Source organism: bacterium SCSIO 12844, from assembly GCA_024397935.1.
In the GTDB taxonomy this organism is placed as follows: domain Bacteria; phylum Pseudomonadota; class Gammaproteobacteria; order Francisellales; family Francisellaceae; genus M0027.
The window spans coordinates 375,546-391,353 of record CP073743.1; the positions used below are offsets into that span (position 1 = coordinate 375,546).

General features: G+C 32.7%; 16 protein-coding genes. 12 read left to right on the plus strand and 4 right to left on the minus strand.

Annotated elements, in window-relative coordinates; translation table 11 throughout:
* Positions 1-41 precede the first annotated feature (41 nt).
* Positions 42-1,007 (plus strand): phosphatase PAP2 family protein, encoded by a 966-nt coding sequence (locus tag KFE69_01810; GenBank protein UTW42901.1) that lies wholly within the window; start codon positions 42-44, stop codon positions 1,005-1,007.
* A gap of 36 nt (positions 1,008-1,043) precedes the next feature.
* Here KFE69_01810 and hemC read toward each other — a convergent pair whose 3' ends face one another.
* Positions 1,044-1,955 carry a hydroxymethylbilane synthase gene (hemC, locus tag KFE69_01815; protein ID UTW42902.1) on the minus strand — a complete coding sequence of 304 codons (912 nt, stop codon included), beginning with the start codon at positions 1,953-1,955 and terminating at the stop codon, positions 1,044-1,046.
* Between the two features lie 12 nt (positions 1,956-1,967).
* A complete protein-coding gene (locus KFE69_01820; GenBank protein ID UTW42903.1) occupies positions 1,968-2,648 on the minus strand; it encodes a dienelactone hydrolase family protein in 681 nt (226 codons plus the stop codon).
* 168 nt (positions 2,649-2,816) lie between these two features.
* On the opposite strand from KFE69_01820, the gene KFE69_01825 reads away from it, so the two are divergent.
* The 3 genes from KFE69_01825 (at position 2,817) to KFE69_01835 (ending at position 5,695) form a co-directional block, all read left to right on the plus strand.
* Positions 2,817-3,404 carry a UbiX family flavin prenyltransferase gene (locus KFE69_01825; GenBank protein ID UTW42904.1) on the plus strand — a complete coding sequence of 196 codons (588 nt, stop codon included), beginning with the start codon at positions 2,817-2,819 and terminating at the stop codon, positions 3,402-3,404.
* A gap of 66 nt (positions 3,405-3,470) precedes the next feature.
* On the plus strand, positions 3,471-4,658 hold the full coding sequence (locus tag KFE69_01830) for a patatin-like phospholipase family protein (protein UTW42905.1): 1,188 nt from the start codon (positions 3,471-3,473) through the stop codon (positions 4,656-4,658).
* Between the two features lie 104 nt (positions 4,659-4,762).
* A complete protein-coding gene (locus tag KFE69_01835) occupies positions 4,763-5,695 on the plus strand; it encodes an AEC family transporter (protein UTW42906.1) in 933 nt (310 codons plus the stop codon).
* On the opposite strand, the gene psd is transcribed toward KFE69_01835, so the two are convergent.
* On the minus strand, positions 5,682-6,542 hold the full coding sequence (gene psd, locus KFE69_01840) for a phosphatidylserine decarboxylase (protein ID UTW42907.1): 861 nt from the start codon (positions 6,540-6,542) through the stop codon (positions 5,682-5,684). The two genes, KFE69_01835 and psd, sit on opposite strands and share 14 nt — an antisense overlap.
* A gap of 137 nt (positions 6,543-6,679) precedes the next feature.
* Here psd and KFE69_01845 point away from each other — a divergent pair, with 137 nt between their 5' ends.
* From KFE69_01845 to KFE69_01880, 8 genes are all read left to right on the plus strand, one after another.
* Positions 6,680-8,041, plus strand: coding sequence for an L-serine ammonia-lyase (locus tag KFE69_01845; GenBank protein UTW43946.1), 1,362 nt, complete (start codon positions 6,680-6,682; stop codon positions 8,039-8,041).
* A 77-nt stretch (positions 8,042-8,118) separates the two neighbouring features.
* A complete protein-coding gene (locus tag KFE69_01850) occupies positions 8,119-9,513 on the plus strand; it encodes a hypothetical protein (protein ID UTW42908.1) in 1,395 nt (464 codons plus the stop codon).
* A 26-nt stretch (positions 9,514-9,539) separates the two neighbouring features.
* Positions 9,540-10,253 (plus strand): phosphoribosylaminoimidazolesuccinocarboxamide synthase, encoded by a 714-nt coding sequence (purC, locus tag KFE69_01855; GenBank protein UTW42909.1) that lies wholly within the window; start codon positions 9,540-9,542, stop codon positions 10,251-10,253.
* Positions 10,250-11,023: a phosphodiester glycosidase family protein gene (locus tag KFE69_01860; GenBank protein UTW42910.1), complete on the plus strand. Its 774-nt coding sequence runs from the start codon at positions 10,250-10,252 to the stop codon at positions 11,021-11,023. The genes purC and KFE69_01860 overlap by 4 nt, the downstream gene beginning before the upstream one ends.
* Before the next feature lie 69 nt (positions 11,024-11,092).
* The gene (gene aroA / locus KFE69_01865) at positions 11,093-12,373 is read left to right on the plus strand and encodes a 3-phosphoshikimate 1-carboxyvinyltransferase (protein ID UTW42911.1); all 1,281 of its coding nucleotides are present in this window, start codon (positions 11,093-11,095) and stop codon (positions 12,371-12,373) included.
* 84 nt (positions 12,374-12,457) lie between these two features.
* Positions 12,458-13,132: a hypothetical protein gene (locus tag KFE69_01870; GenBank protein ID UTW42912.1), complete on the plus strand. Its 675-nt coding sequence runs from the start codon at positions 12,458-12,460 to the stop codon at positions 13,130-13,132.
* Between the two features lie 17 nt (positions 13,133-13,149).
* Positions 13,150-13,596: a ribonuclease HI gene (gene rnhA, locus KFE69_01875; GenBank protein ID UTW42913.1), complete on the plus strand. Its 447-nt coding sequence runs from the start codon at positions 13,150-13,152 to the stop codon at positions 13,594-13,596.
* A gap of 140 nt (positions 13,597-13,736) precedes the next feature.
* Positions 13,737-15,440, plus strand: coding sequence for an FAD-binding protein (locus KFE69_01880; protein ID UTW42914.1), 1,704 nt, complete (start codon positions 13,737-13,739; stop codon positions 15,438-15,440).
* Here the strand turns inward: KFE69_01880 and KFE69_01885 are convergent.
* Positions 15,437-15,796, minus strand: a complete 360-nt coding sequence (locus KFE69_01885) for a phosphomannose isomerase type II C-terminal cupin domain (GenBank protein UTW42915.1) — start codon at positions 15,794-15,796, stop codon at positions 15,437-15,439. The genes KFE69_01880 and KFE69_01885 overlap by 4 nt on opposite strands.
* Between the last annotated feature and the right edge of the window lie 12 nt (positions 15,797-15,808).

Sequence of the window (15,808 nt, forward strand, 5' to 3'; positions counted from 1 at the left end):
ATTAGTAGTATTTAATATAAATAAGTGGTGGGTTTGTTTAGATGAGAATTTTTCTGGTTTTTTTAAAAAAACATGCAGTTATATTAGCTGGCCTTTTTGCTTTTATGTTAATGGCTATGATCCAATGGCGAGTTCAATATATTAAATTTGATTGGAATTTTGTGCTAATATTTATTTGGTCATCATTAAGTTTATATACAATGGCCCAGGTTATCATATATTTTAAACTTATTCGAAATGAAGAGCTATCCAAGCTAGTAGTCAATATTTTGACGTTTATGTCAATATCAGTAATGGTATTTTTATTTTGTCACTATAGTTCAGCAGATTTACCCTTAGTACCCTATCCTTTAGTTGATACTTATTTAGTTAAATTTGATGCATTTTTTCATTTTAATGTTGCAGATATTACGGATTATTTTAGAAATAATTTACCACTAGTGAGTGAATTTTTTCAGTATGTCTATATGAGTTTAGAATATAGTGCGATCATAACTTTAATTTTAATGCCGATTATTAATTGGAAAAGTTATCAGCGATTGATTTTTATGTTTTTATTTTTGATGGCATTAACCTATATATTCTGCTATTTTTTCCCGTCAATTGGTCCTGCTTATTCATATCCTGCTGCTAATTTTACAAAACAAGTTTTAGCGGTTAAGAATGATTATCTTCAGCTACGTAATAATCCAACATCACATGTTGTTAGTGCTTGTGTTTCAATTCCATCTTGGCATGTAATTGCTTCATTACTTATATTAAGTGCTTGGTGGCCAGTGAAAAAATTTGGTTTTCGTTATTTTGTTACAATATACTCTATGCTTCTTGTTGTTAGTGTTTTTATAACCGGATGGCATTATCTAGCTGATGTTGTCGCCTCATTTATTTTTATTGCTATAGCGCTTTATGTGGCTAAAAAATTGGATATGATCGTACCTAATTATGACTTTTCAATGCTTAAGCCATTGTGGAATTTAATAAAAGGTTATAAAGCGAGTAAGCTTTAAAATAAGTTATATAATTAATTAACTTTAATTATTTGTTTACTTCAGTAGTGCTTTAGCACCTTGCTTTAATAAGGATTCGGCAACTATTTTACCTAGATAGCTTGGGTCATGGCCTAAAGATTCAGCTTTAATTGCATCTCTACCATCAGCACTTAAAACAATTGCTCTTAGAAATAAGTTTTCTCCTTCTTCACTAGCATAAACACCAATGGGTGCATGACAGCTACCCTGTAGATACTCATTACAAGTACGCTCTGCAATAACAGCAGCTTGTGTTTTTCTATCATTGATTGCTGAAAGCATATTAATTAATGATGAATTTTCTTTTAAACACTCAACAGTAATTACACCTTGACCTTGAGCTGGTAGCATTAAATAATCGGGTATGATTTGTTTAATCCGTTCTATTAAGTTAAGACGTTTTAAACCTGCTTGTGCAAGTATTAAACCATCATATTCCCCTTGATCTAATTTACTTAAACGAGTATTAACATTTCCTCGAATTGGTTTGATAATAAGATCAGGGCGGTAGTTTAGAAGTTGTGCTTGGCGACGTAAGCTTGAAGTGCCAATAATAGCGCCTTTTGGTAGACTATCAACTGATGTGTATTGATTAGAAACAAAGACATCAAATGGACTTTCACGTTTGCAAAAGCTAGCTAGGAAAAATCCTTCTGGTAACTGATAAGGTACATCTTTTAATGAATGAACAGCAATATCAGCTTTATTTTCTTTAATTGCAATTTCAAGCTCTTTCATAAATAAGCCTTTACCCCCTATAGCATTAAGTGGTGTTTCTAAGCGTTTATCACCTTCAGTTTGTAATAATACAAATTGAATATCTAATTGAGGGTAATGTTTAAGTAGTTGAGATTTAATATACTCAGACTGCCATAGCGCTAATGGGCTTTTTCTTGTTGCAATTCGAAGCGTATCATTTTTTATCATAAAATAGGCTACTTATAGCGTTTTTAATTTTAGGTTAAATGTATGAGATAAAAACTCTCTAATCATTTGAACTTCTTCTAAGCAAAGGCTATGTTCCATTGGATAGCGATGAAATATAGGCTTAAACTGACAATCAATTAAGGCATGATACAAATGCTCACCTGCTTGAATAGGTACGATCGGGTCATAAAGTCCATGGGCAATGGCTATTGGCATTGATTGATTGATTGTTGTAACATCAGGTTTAAGTTGATTCCAACCAGGTAGGTAAGTAGATAAAGCCATTAATCCTGCAAATGGCTTTGATGAAAAAAGTGCATAATAAGTTGCAATAGCACCACCTTGTGAAAAACCAGCTAAGATAATATTCTCTGAAGCAATACCATTTGTAATCACATAGTTGACCAAATTAGTAATTTGCTCAATTGTGTCTTTAATGCCTGTAATATCAATATTATTGTCAATAGAACCCATATCAGTAATATCATACCAACCTCGCATAGAGTAACCACCATTAATAGTAATAGGGCGAATTGGCGCATGTGGAAAAATAAACTCGATATTAGCATCATTGGGTAAATTTAATTCAGGTATGATTGATTCAAAATCATGGCCATCTGCACCAAGACCATGTAGCCAGATAACTGCATATCGTTTTTCAGTACCAATGGTTCTTGTAATGTATTCTAACATCGTATATCCAAACTATTTTTATATTAAGGGTGTGTTAATTTTAAATAAGCTCAAGTATAGAGAAAAAAAAATTAAATTGAAATGCTTTAAGTAGATATAAATCGTTTAACCTATTCTTATGCTTTATTGATATAATGTAGTTTAATTAGAGGTAATAGTGAGTATTCAATGACTGAGAAAATTAAAACAAATAAACAACGAATAATTGTTGGTATTAGTGGTGCGTCAGGCATAATTTATGGTATTCGCTTATTAGAGACATTAAAACAAACGAACTTTGAAAGCCATTTGATTATATCAAAAGCTGCTGAGCAAGTAAGACATTATGAGAGTAATTATAGTGCTGCTGAATTAAGAGATTTAGCTGATGTATGTTATTCAGTTGATAATATTGCTGCTTGTATTTCAAGTGGCTCATATCATACTAAGGGAATGATTATTGCCCCGTGTTCAATGCGTTCATTAGCTGAAATTGCAAATGGTACCACTACAAATCTTTTAACTCGTGCAGCAGATGTGATTTTAAAAGAGCGTAAGCGCTTAGTATTAATGGTACGTGAATCCCCATTTCATCTAGGTCATATTGAAAATATGAAGAAAGCAACAGAAATTGGTGCAATTATCGCACCACCAGTACCAGCTTTTTATAATCAACCACAAAGTATTGATGATTTGGTCAACCATAGTGTTTGTAGAGTATTAGATTTATTTGATATTGATGTGGAGATGGTTAAGCGTTGGAAAAGTGATGTTTAAGAAAATACTGTCATGATTTGATATATTTATATTGTGTTTATTTTTGATAATGGATAATGACTCAATATGAAAAAGATTTGTATTTTATCAATTTTTGGTGGAGGGGTAAGATCTGTTTTTTCAGCAATGGTTCTTCAGGAATTAGAAAGTAGATTAAATAAAAAATCCGCTCAGAAAATAAGATTAATTGATTATTTTGATTTAGTTGCAGGTACAAGCATTGGTGGTCTAATTGCAGCATTGATTTTATCACCAGTTGATAAAAATAATAAACCATATACGATGAGTACTATTTATGAACTAGTTTGTCAGAGCATGATTGAAAGTTCATTTTTTGACCTAAAAACCAATAAATCAATGCGTAACCCTGATTATTCTTCAAAGCGTTTTATCCAGTGTATGTGTGATATATTTACAGACTTAGAAGTTAGAGACTTTATTAAACCTTCATTAATTACAGCCTATGAGCCAAATCGAAATTGGTTAGCTTTTTTTAAACAGCATCATGCAAAGATACTCCCTGAATATAATTTTTATGTAAAAGATGCTATTGCAGCAACCTGTGCGATGCCATTTTATTTTAATCCTGTAACAGTAAAGTCTTTCTCAGATAAAAAGGTGAGAGAATCATCATTTATAGATGTTTTAAAAAATCTAAATGATAGAAATCATATAATAGAGATATTAAAGGAAAATAAGATTATATCTGATGATGGCATGATTAAGTTAGATATAAATTTAACAGAAAGAAAGTCTTTGCACTTGCCAAGTCAGTATTCATTATATCAGCATAATATTTATGAAATTATTGAGCGGATACAAAATCCTGATATGACTTTTTTAGATGGTGCATTATTTTCGAATAACCCGTCAATGTCAGCGTTGATTGAGGCTAATGTAATGAACAATAATAGTGACTCAAAAGAAGTAATATTGGTATCTTTAGGTAACGGGCGCAGTCAAGTGTATAAACCATACTCATCTGATATTGATAAGCGCTTTGCATCTCAGTTATTGGGCCGCTTATTTTCATGTTCAGAAAAGCTCGGTTACTTTCAAACGTTTCATGCCTTAAATTTATTAGGTCAATCAGAAAATTATTATCACTTTAGCCCAATTATAGATTCATCAGTCAATGATGAAATAAATGACACACGAAAAAGTAATTTTTTAGCCTTAGAAAAGGTTGCTAAAAACTACATAAAGCAAATATCTGAGCATTTAGATCAATTGGTGGATAAGCTTTTGGATTAATTTGTTTTTATAATTTTTAAAAGATTCAGTGTATGTGCTAGATAACCTAAATTTCCCATTGTAATATATATGAAATCAATAATTAATATCAGTTAAGTACTTCTATGTTTTCAACGATCTTAAATGCATTAATACCTGTTGCTTTTGTGATTTTTTTAGGTTGGTTAGCTGGCTTTTTTAAAATTATTGATAAAACACATAGTAAAAGCTTTGCAACCTATGTGATGAATTTTAGCTTTCCCTGTTTATTATTTATCATTACTGCAACAACAAAACTAAGTGTGCTTTTAGATCTTAAGTTTGTGTTTGCTTTTTTTATTGGTTTGATGGGAATGTACTTAATTAGTTTTGTTATTCATAGGATGATGATGAAGCGTTCATCTCATGATGCTGCACAGGCTGCGTTTGTTTGTTCATTTCCAGATATGGCCTTTATGGGGATTCCCATTTTTCTAGAAATTATTGGTTCTACAGCTTTAGTATCTATTGTGATTGGTAATATTATTTCAAGCGTTTTTATGATTCCTGTTACGGTTGTACTACTTGAGTTAAAATCTGGAAATCGTAAACAATTATTTAAAATTTTCATTGAAAATCTTATTAATGTGATCAAAAAGCCTTTAGTATTTGCGCCCATTTTAGGCATTATTTATGCATTTATTGGTATTCCATTACCACATATTATAGAAGATAGTCTTAAGCTAATTGGTAATACTACTTCAGGCGCTTCATTATTTGCACTTGGGTTGATTATGTCGAGCTTTATGATTAAGTTCTCTAAAGGGGTAATACTTAATATTATACTTAAAAATGCCATACACCCTGTGATTATGCTTGGTTTAGTCGCTCTATTTAGTATTCAAGGGTTACTTGCAAAAGAAGTTGTTTTACTCTGTGCTATGCCTACAGCAACAATGACAACGATGTTTGCCTTACGTTATAATGCCTTAACTGAGGAAAGTACCAGTAGTACAATTCTAGGTACTTTATTTGCAATTATTACATTGCCTATTTTTATGGTGATTATGCAGGTTTAGTTGAGGCAATCATTTGCCCCATTTGTATTTTAACTTGGCTTTTAAATTCTGGCGCAAATTCAATTTTGTCTTCTTCAAAACAAGTAATTACTGTCGAGCCAAACTGAAAGTAACCTAATTCATCGCCTTTATTAAAGCTTAAATTTTGATCTTTATACTCCCAGTGCTGTACTTTACCAATTTTATTGGGGGTGACAGTACCGTGAAAATTAAGATAGATACTGGCAACAAAAAAAGCACCTACAAAGATGACAGGCATGATACCAATATCGGTCTCAAAAAATAATACTACACGCTCGTTTCGGCTAAATAATCCATCAATATAACGGGCAGTTGTATTATTAACTGAAAATAATTTTCCAGGAACATAAGTCATTGAAATTAATTTACCTGGATAAGGCATATGAACACGGTGATAATCCTTAGGTGATAAATAGACGGTGATAAAAGAGCCTGATTTTAATTGCTGATGGTAATGTGTTTCACCACCTAATAGGTCTAAAATGGAAAATGATTTGCCTTTAGCTTGTATAATTTGACTGTGATTTATTTTACCCAGTTGGCTAATGGTGCCATCAGCAGGCGATATGACCTGGTCATGCTGCGCTGCGATAGTGCGTGATTGAGGTTTTAATTGACGCGTAAAAAAATCATTAAAAGATAAATAATCATCTATCTCAGCGCTTAATGCTTCTTGTAGATTTACATCATATTGTTTTATAAATAATTTAATTAAAAAGTTTTTGATTTTTTTAGATTTAGAAGATGCAAGTTTACCAACAATCCGTGACAATAAATGCTGTGGCATAATGTATTGCAAGCTAATAAACAGTTTCTCTTTTAACATACAAATAGTAATTCCTTTATAAAAGCAGTAACCTACATTCTAATTAAAAATAAACATAATAGATACCTTATAAGAATAGGGATGGGGTATTTCTTTTAAAATAAAGGAGTAAAAATGTGAGTATTAGTGTTTTTGATATGTATTCGATTGGTATTGGTCCTTCCAGTTCACACACGATTGGGCCGATGAGAGCAGCTAAACGTTTTCTTGATAGCAATCAAAAGCAAATAGATCTTTGTGATCGTGTGGTTATTGATTTATATGGTTCATTAGCGTTAACAGGTAAAGGACACTGTACTGATATCGCAGTTATTTTAGGTTTATTAGGAGAAACACCAGAAGAAATAGACGCAGCAACGGTTAATGAAAAAATTGAATCTGTCCGTACAGAAGAAACACTTAAATTAAATACTAGTAAAGCAATTCAATTTATTGAGACTAGAGATTTGATTTTTCATTTTGATCAAGCGCTACCTGAGCATGCAAATGGCGTTAAGTTTTCTTTTTATCAAGGTGATAAGCTTTTATCAGAAGGCACTTATTTTTCAATTGGTGGTGGCTTTGTTCTTGATGAGAATGAAATTAAAGAGCAGGCTAAAGAAGGTGAACCTGTAGCTGCTGAAAATGATATGCCATATCCATTTGATACAGCAAGAGAGTTATTAGCGCATTGTGATAAACAACAATTATCAATTGCTGAAGTTATGCTTGAGAATGAAAAACAAACTTTTTCAGAAGCAGAGATAACACATAAGTTATTAGAAATATGGTATGTGATGGCCGATTCAATAGAACGAGGCTTAGTAACTGAAGGAAAATTACCTGGTAAATTAAGGGTTACAAGACGTGCAGCTAAATTAAATGAAAAATTAACTCGAGCGAAAACATCATTTACTGATTTGAATTGGTTAAATACTTATGCAATTGCAGTTAATGAAGAAAATGCAGCAGGTAGTAAGGTAGTTACAGCGCCTACCAATGGTGCAGCAGGTGTGATTCCAGCTGTATTATATTATCATTTAAAATCAACAGATTTATCAGAAGCAGAAAAAGAAAAAAATATTGTTGAATATATGCTTACAGCTGGTGCTATTGGTATTTTATTTAAAAAAGGTGCGTCAATTTCAGCGGCAGAAGTAGGTTGTCAAGGAGAAGTTGGTGTTGCAACTTCGATGGCTGCTGCAGGGCTTTGTGCAATTTTAGGTGGTACCAGTGCGCAAATTGAAAATGCAGCAGAAATGGGGATGGAGCATAATTTAGGTCTCACTTGTGATCCAATTGGTGGTTTGGTACAAATTCCATGTATTGAAAGAAATGCAATGGGTGCTTCCCAAGCAGTTAATACGGCTAAATTATCATTATTAGAAACAGGTGAACATAACGTCCATTTAGATGATGTGATTAAATCAATGAAGCAAACTGGTCAAGATATGTCAACCAAATATAAAGAAACATCATTAGCTGGCCTTGCGATTGCTGTGAATTTATCCCAATGCTAAAATTCACTCTCAAAATTAAGCAAAACTGTAGTATACTATTTTTCGATATATTTAAGAGATAAAAGAGTAATGGATTTATGTCTAATATAAAAACAATTCAAATCAAATCAATTGTTAAATGCTTAATTATCGCTGGTTCAACAACTGCGTTAATTGGCTGTAGTATGTTTAGAGATCGTGAAGATGATTATCTAAAAACCGATGTCTATCAAACACAAGGTATTAAAGTACCTGAATCATTAGAGAAAACGACAACGATAAAGCCTACGATGCAAGTACCTGAAGGTAAAGATCAGTACCAACCGGTTAAGACGATGCCAACAGATCTTGTACCACCAAATTACCAAAAACAATATCCTTTAGCGTTATTGAAAAACTTACAAGCACAGTCGGCCGAATCATCATTAACCTTTGTTAAAGGTAAATACGGATTACTCGTTATTGATACTGAGCTTAATAAGGCATACGAAATTGTTGCAAAAGAATTAACCAGTATTCCAGATTTTGAGATCGTTAAGCAAAGTCGAACAGGACATTCTTTTGAAGTGGTTTCTGTAGCAGAACCATCAAAAAAATATTGGCTTTATTTAACTGCAAAAGATAAAAAAACAAGATTATCTGTATTTGATCAAAAAGAAAACTTAGTAGCCGATGATGAAGTTTATGCATTACTAACACAATTAAATAGCCGAATTCAAGCATTATACCAAGGTGGTGATAGCGATATTCAGATTCAATACCCACTGAAACAATTACAAGTAACACAAAATGCTTTAACCTGGAGAGTTTTAGCACCAATGCCAGAATCATTGGCCTATTTTAAAGTGGTATTACAAAACTTAGGTTATGTGCTCGTAACAAAAGATAATTTAACAACAATTACTGTGACAATGCCACAAGTAAATCAGCAAAATAATAATGTGCCGGTTAAAGAGCGTTTTAGTCTCAATGTTGCTGAAGATAAAGCCTTTGATATTACTGATGTTACATTAAAACCAATGAAAGCATCAAAGGATACTCAAAAGCATTTACAGCAACTATCAAATCAAATTAATGCTAAAGCAAAAGAGACATTTATTACTAAAGAAGTAAGTTTATTATCAGTTAGTAGCCAATTATTCATTGATGAGAGTACTAATAAAGCTGCCTTAATTGTGCCATTAGCACAGGCAGAAGTCTGGCCAAAAGTAGAACAGGCAGTTAAAGCTTCAAAGTACCATATTATACGTTCGGATAAGGATAAAGGCTTTTTCTTTATTGCACTTAAAGAAAAAACAAATTACCAGTATTTAGTTTATGTTCGTAATGTCGATACAGCAGATAGTACATCAATAAGTCAATGGCTAACATTTGGACTTTTAACTTCTGATCAAGGTAGTAAAACCTATGTTCAAGTGTTTGATAAAGATGGTCATATCATGCCGATAGAGCAAACAAAAACATTATTATTAACGCTACAAAATAACTTATAGTTAAAGATCATTAAAGGTTGTATAGAATGGAAAAACAAGCACTACTATACCAAGGTAAAGCAAAAAATATTTATCAAACGAATCAAAAAGATTGTTATATTATGCATTATCGTGATGATGCGACTGCTTTTAATGGTGTTAAATCGGCAACATTAAAAGATAAGGGTAAAGTTAATAATGCGTTTAATGCATTTATTATGACTGAACTTGAAAAAAACGGTATTAAAACACATTTTGTTGAAAAGCTATCAGATAATGAATCAGTTGTGAAGTCACTTGAAATGATTCCAGTTGAGTGTGTTGTTAGAAATATTGCTTCAGGGGGAATTGTTAAACGTTTAGGTTTAGAAAATGGTTTTCGCTTTGAAAGTCCTGTGTTTGAGTTTTTTTATAAAGACGATGCATTGGGTGATCCTATGATCAATGAATCTCATATTCTGATGATGAATTTAGCAACAGAAGCTGAAATAGAGAAAATGAAGTTATTAACATTTAAAGTTAATCAGATTTTAAAAGCTTTGTTTAATGATGCAGGTATAGAGCTTGTCGATTATAAGCTTGAATTTGGTCGCTTTGGTGGTGAACTATTATTAGGTGATGAATTTACACCTGATGGTTGTCGCCTGTGGGATAAACAAACACATGAAATCATGGATAAAGACCGTTTTAGACAAGATTTAGGTGATGTTATTGAAGCATATAAAGAAGTATCTAGTCGCTTAGGTATTGAAGTTGAATGAAACTTAGATTATTGGTTTTAAATTTTTTCATTAGTATTTTTAGTTTTACTAGCGTTTATGCTGCAACTTGGCAACTAACGATTAGTCCAGTGCGTAAGCTGCCAAAAGACAGTGGCACTTATCAACATATTACAGTTAATCGTTACAAACATTTTCCTATTGATGTTGATATGATTTTATTAAAAAAGAATCATTATCAAGCACGTTTATTATCCCAAAACTGGAGTGATGCAAAAACACTTGCTCAAGTCAGTGATGAACAAGGTGCGATGGTTGCAATTAATGGTGGCTTCTATCGTGAACAGTTTAAGCCTAATGGCTTATTAATGCTCGATGGTAAAAAGTATACAAGATTTGTATCTAATGATTTATTATCTGCAATTATCAATATAAATAAACAAGGTGAATTAGCAATTTATGCAAAGAAAGCCTATCAGCATGCTAAGTTATATAGCGCATTTCAAGCAGGTCCTTTATTATATGATCAAAATAAAGAAAATGTAGTTTATGGTAATAAATTGCGTCAAAGAAGCATCTTAGTTATTTTTAATAATGGTGATATTGGCATATTTTATTTTTCACCGGTCAGCATTTCAGATGTGATTAGTGTTTTAAATCAAGTTGCACAAAAAATTGATCAAGTAATTAAAAGTGCAACCAATTTAGATGGCGGTGTTGCTTCATCGTTTGTGGTTAATTTTAAGCATAATCCAATCATCCGCTTGGAATCACAGCCTGTTAAAATGGTTCTGTTATTTTTTAACCAATAAATACTTATCTGAATCTACTTTGTGATATACTGATACGCACATTACACTAAGTCATTCAGTTTTAATATTATGAAGGAAATAATTTTACCAGTTTCCCAACCAGTTGAAGGTACGGTAACACTTCCTGGTTCTAAGAGTATGGTCAATCGCTCTTTAATTGTTGCTGCATTAGCTGATGGTGAATCAGAAATTTCTAATATGCTATTTAGTGATGATACAATCGCGTGTCTAAAAGCACTTGAAGCATTAAATGTAAAATTGCAAATAGATAGAAATAACCAGAAAGTATTAATTACAGGTTGTCATGGTCATTTTAATGTTACAGATGCGCATGTATATTTTCATGAGTCAGGTACATTGACACGTTTTTTATTGCCTGTATGTGCAGCAATGAATCAAGCAGGATTTCATTTTTCTGCCTCAAAACGAATGTCAGAGCGACCAATTCGTAATTTGCTAGAAGTGCTAATTGCCCAAGGTTGTCAAATTGACTTCGAAAAACAAGATTATCAAATGCCTTTTTATATGACTGCCAATGGTCTTATTGGTGGTGATATTTTTATTGAAAGTAATGAAAGCTCCCAGTTTTTATCAGGACTTTTAATGGCAGCACCATTAGCAAAAGCTGATGTTTCAATTAATACGTATGCCCATAAACGTTTAACTTATGTCGATATGACAGTAAAAATGATGCAGAAGTTTGGTATTGATGTGACAGTCAATCATGATGATGATAGTTATCAAATAAAAGCACATCAGCAATATCAAGCACAAAATTATACCATTGAACCTGATATCTCAACTGCATCTTATTTCGCTGCAATGGCTGCGATTACGAATGGTAAAGTGACACTTTCTAATATTGATGAAGATACGTTGCAAGGTGATATCCAGTTTTTAAATGTCCTAGAGCAAATGGGATGTCATATCGAGTATCATAGCCAAGGTGTTACAGTAACAGGCACTGAAAAACTTAAGGGTATTGAAGTGAATATGGCGACATTTTCAGATACATTTATGACTTTAGCTGCCATTGCATCATTTGCTGAAACTAAAACTACAATTACAGGTATTGCACATACTCGTCTTCAAGAGTCAGATAGAATTTCAGCAATATCATCTGAGTTAACAATATTAGGTGCTAAAGTGGAAACAACTAATGATAGTATTACAATATATCCAGCAGAGCTCCATGGTGGTGTTGTATCAGGCTGTAATGACCATCGTGTGGCGATGTCTTTAAGCTTAGTTGGGTTAAAAGTTGATGGCGTAGAAATAGAAGGCAGTCAATGTGTTGCTAAAACATGCCCCGACTATTTCCAAAGATTAAAAGCATTAACTAAAAGATAGTCGTTGTATTTTTATAGTTTACATTGAGTAAAGTATATAAAAACATTTATACTTGGAAAGGGTATAGGCAATAATGGTGATTTTGTGAATTTATCTCAATACAATCAACAAGAGCGATTGATGTTAGATAATTTATTAAACGATGTAACAGCTGATGTGGCACTTCTAATTGGTAGTGATGATCATGCCTTACTATCAGGTATCAATGCACGTCACCAGTATACAGGCGGATTTATTTATAATAAAGATAAGTTGCCGGATGGTATATTTTCCCCTGAGGCTTTACCATTTAAAGAAAAAAGCCTAGATACAATTGTATTATATCATATTTTATCAATGTATCGCTTTCCAGGTAAGGTCTTACAAGAAGCATTTTTTTCACTTAAAGAAGGCGGACAACTAGTAATTGTACATGCTAATGCTAAGAACTTAACCGCGCTTGAATGTATGCTGAGACATGCTAAAGAGCAAATTTTAGATAAAGAACAACTTATTTATCATCATCATAGTCTAAGGCGTATAACAGAGTTATTAAAGCTGCATGGCTTTAGTTATGTCAATGCGCAAGCAATACTGCCTGATAATGCATTAAAACGCTTTTTTTGTACGTTATTACCACAGTTAATTTTAGGCTGGGTAATGGTATATGAAAAGCAAGTTGTACCGTTAACTCCATTTGGGGAGAAGCAACGTGTTGAAATGCTAAAAAGCAAATATATCGTTAATGCAGCAACGATGAATCAATATAAAGAAAAATAAAAGGTTATAATAGGCGAATGTTTAAAAAAGCAAATGTCATTATTTATACTGATGGTGCTTGTAAAGGTAATCCTGGTATCGGTGGCTGGGGGGCATTATTAAAGTATAAAGATACAACTAAGAAGATATATGGGGGAGAAAAAAATACAACCAATAATCAGATGGAGTTAACGGCTGCTATTGAAGCACTGAAGTGTTTGAAACGTTCAGCAGTTGTTGATCTTTATACGGATTCTACTTATGTTAAAAATGGAATTTTACAATGGATTCATAGTTGGAAGAAAAATAATTGGAAGACATCACAAAAAAAGCCAGTTAAAAATAAGGAGCTTTGGATAGAGCTTGATCGCCAACTTGAAAGACATCAAGTTACTTGGCATTGGGTTAAAGGACATGCGGGTATTGAAGGTAATGAGATTGCTGATCAACTAGCCAATTTAGGTGTTGATTCAGTCAATAAGTAAAGACTTATAAAGCAATGCATTTTATCATTTGAGTATATTTTGTACATATAATTCTTATTTTTTTCATTTATTATCTAATCAAAGCTTGTTATGATTTCTTCTCTATGGAATTTTTTATCATAAACAAGGAGAAGGGGTAAGTGATTTTAGACCAGAGTCATCAAGTAATTGATGTTGCCAATAGTACAAAAATTGAAATCAATAGCATTCAGCAAGCACAATCTCAGATTGAGCGTAGCATGACATGGACTAACTGGAGTGGTAATCTTCAATATAAGCCAACTTCAGAAGATGGGCAGTATTATTTTTTACCAACCAGTGAAAATGAGCTGAAATTGATTATTAATCAAGTGGCTCAATCACAAGGTAGCATTAAATTACGTGTATCAGGACAACGTCATTCAGCAACGCCGTTAATTGTTAATAGCAATGCAAATAACCCAGATATTAATACACAACATGGTCATCAATGGACGATTGATTTAGCGTGCTATAATGATTTAGGTGATAGTGGTGTACAAGATATTATCATTGATCAAGATAATCTAACAGCCACTGTTAATGCTGGGGTTACAGAAGATGAATTAGATGCTTATTTGACTGCACATAATTTAATGTTAAGCACAGTAACTGCTGGCGGCTTTTTTAGTATTGGCGGTATGGTAGCTGTTGATGTGCATGGTGCATCAGTCGATAGCCCAATTCTTGCAAATACCGTTATCTCTTATACTGTCATGAATGATAAAGGTGAAAAAGTTACTTATGATGCAAATTCACCAGAATTTAAAGGCTATAAACCACTTCAGTTTCATCGTGTCTCTTTAGGTACATTAGGTATTATTACTTCAGTAACTTTTAAAGTACAGCCACGCCCCTATAAAAATACACTAGTACCTTCTCAAGCTTATTATACAATTAACGCTAAAGATGATTTTATTGAGATATATAAAAAATTACTATTTTCAAAAGGTTATCATAGTGTAGAATCTTTCTATAACCCTTATGCAACTTACTATAATGTATTGACATTGCGTTGGAGTATTGATTCAAACCCTAATAATCCTATTTTAAATAACCCAGTTCCTGAAAAAGTAGAAACAGCTTGTGAGATTGCACAAAAAAGACAGTGGGGTGCTCCACTTTTAAATCCATTAGCTGAAACATTTGTTCAAAATACAGGGCAAAGTATCCAAAATAATGGCACAGAGTTAACCGGTAATACTGCTATAAGTGGTGCGATGGCAGAAATTTATGACCAGATGAATGATACGATTGAAGAAAATAAGTCAATGTGGCTAACACAAGCAACAAGAGCTTCATTTATGTCTTATTTTATTCCTTTGCCTGATAATCAAGATCATGGTTTGGATGTTGCCTGGGATGCTTTACAGGTAATTACTAAACGCTTAAAAGAACATCATGATTTTACCATGATTATTCCACCAGAATTTCGATTTGTCAGAGGCAGTGATGCCTTACTTGCAGGTACTTATTCAGATAATCCTGATCAATTATTTATCTCAATTGAGGTTTTAGCAATGACAAAGAAAACTGATGCAATGAATTTTCCTAAAAATATATTAAACTTTTTTGCCAATGTTGAGTATCAGTGGGTGCAATTAGGTGGCGTTCCTCATCAAGGTAAGATGTATGGCTTCTATGATCCATCAACAGCAGATGTTCAAACTAATATTAAAGGCACAGCACCATTTAATCCAGCCTATATCAGTTCATTGAATCAGCGTAGAAGTAAGCGCTTAAAAGTGTTTTCAGATTATAGAAAGATGATTGATCCAAGTGGTATTTTCTCAAATGCTTATACGGATTCAATTACAAATATTTAACGGTTATAAACATCTTCAATTCTAACAATATCATCTTCACCTAAATAATGACCAATTTGTACTTCAATAATTTCACAAGGCGTATCTGTATGGTTTTCCATGCGGTGAATTTGCTCTTTTTGAATATAAACATGGTCATTAACTTGATAGGTTTTTTTATCATCTCCGATGGTAAAAGTTGGGTTACCTTTGACAACAACCCAATGCTCAGCTCTTTTAAAATGCTTTTGTAAAGATAAGATACCACCTGGATTAACTGTAATTGTTTTAACTTGATAGCCGTTGGCTAATGCTAGGGTTTGATAAGTACCCCAAGGGCGATGGTAGGTTTTACCAATTTCATTGATATCATTCATAATCTATGGCTC

Excerpts from the sequence above, each read along its gene's own strand:
- psd (UTW42907.1), bottom strand. The coding sequence starts at position 6,542 with ATGTTAAAAGAGAAACTGTTTATTAGCTTGCAATACATTATGCCACAG.
- KFE69_01860 (UTW42910.1), top strand. The coding sequence starts at position 10,250 with ATGAAACTTAGATTATTGGTTTTAAATTTTTTCATTAGTATTTTTAGT.
- KFE69_01850 (UTW42908.1), top strand. The coding sequence starts at position 8,119 with ATGTCTAATATAAAAACAATTCAAATCAAATCAATTGTTAAATGCTTA.
- aroA (UTW42911.1), top strand. The coding sequence starts at position 11,093 with ATGAAGGAAATAATTTTACCAGTTTCCCAACCAGTTGAAGGTACGGTA.
- rnhA (UTW42913.1), top strand. The coding sequence starts at position 13,150 with ATGTTTAAAAAAGCAAATGTCATTATTTATACTGATGGTGCTTGTAAA.
- purC (UTW42909.1), top strand. The coding sequence starts at position 9,540 with ATGGAAAAACAAGCACTACTATACCAAGGTAAAGCAAAAAATATTTAT.
- KFE69_01885 (UTW42915.1), bottom strand. The coding sequence starts at position 15,796 with ATGAATGATATCAATGAAATTGGTAAAACCTACCATCGCCCTTGGGGT.
- KFE69_01820 (UTW42903.1), bottom strand. The coding sequence starts at position 2,648 with ATGTTAGAATACATTACAAGAACCATTGGTACTGAAAAACGATATGCA.
- KFE69_01825 (UTW42904.1), top strand. The coding sequence starts at position 2,817 with ATGACTGAGAAAATTAAAACAAATAAACAACGAATAATTGTTGGTATT.
- KFE69_01830 (UTW42905.1), top strand. The coding sequence starts at position 3,471 with ATGAAAAAGATTTGTATTTTATCAATTTTTGGTGGAGGGGTAAGATCT.
- KFE69_01810 (UTW42901.1), top strand. The coding sequence starts at position 42 with ATGAGAATTTTTCTGGTTTTTTTAAAAAAACATGCAGTTATATTAGCT.
- KFE69_01845 (UTW43946.1), top strand. The coding sequence starts at position 6,680 with ATGTATTCGATTGGTATTGGTCCTTCCAGTTCACACACGATTGGGCCG.
- KFE69_01835 (UTW42906.1), top strand. The coding sequence starts at position 4,763 with ATGTTTTCAACGATCTTAAATGCATTAATACCTGTTGCTTTTGTGATT.
- hemC (UTW42902.1), bottom strand. The coding sequence starts at position 1,955 with ATGATAAAAAATGATACGCTTCGAATTGCAACAAGAAAAAGCCCATTA.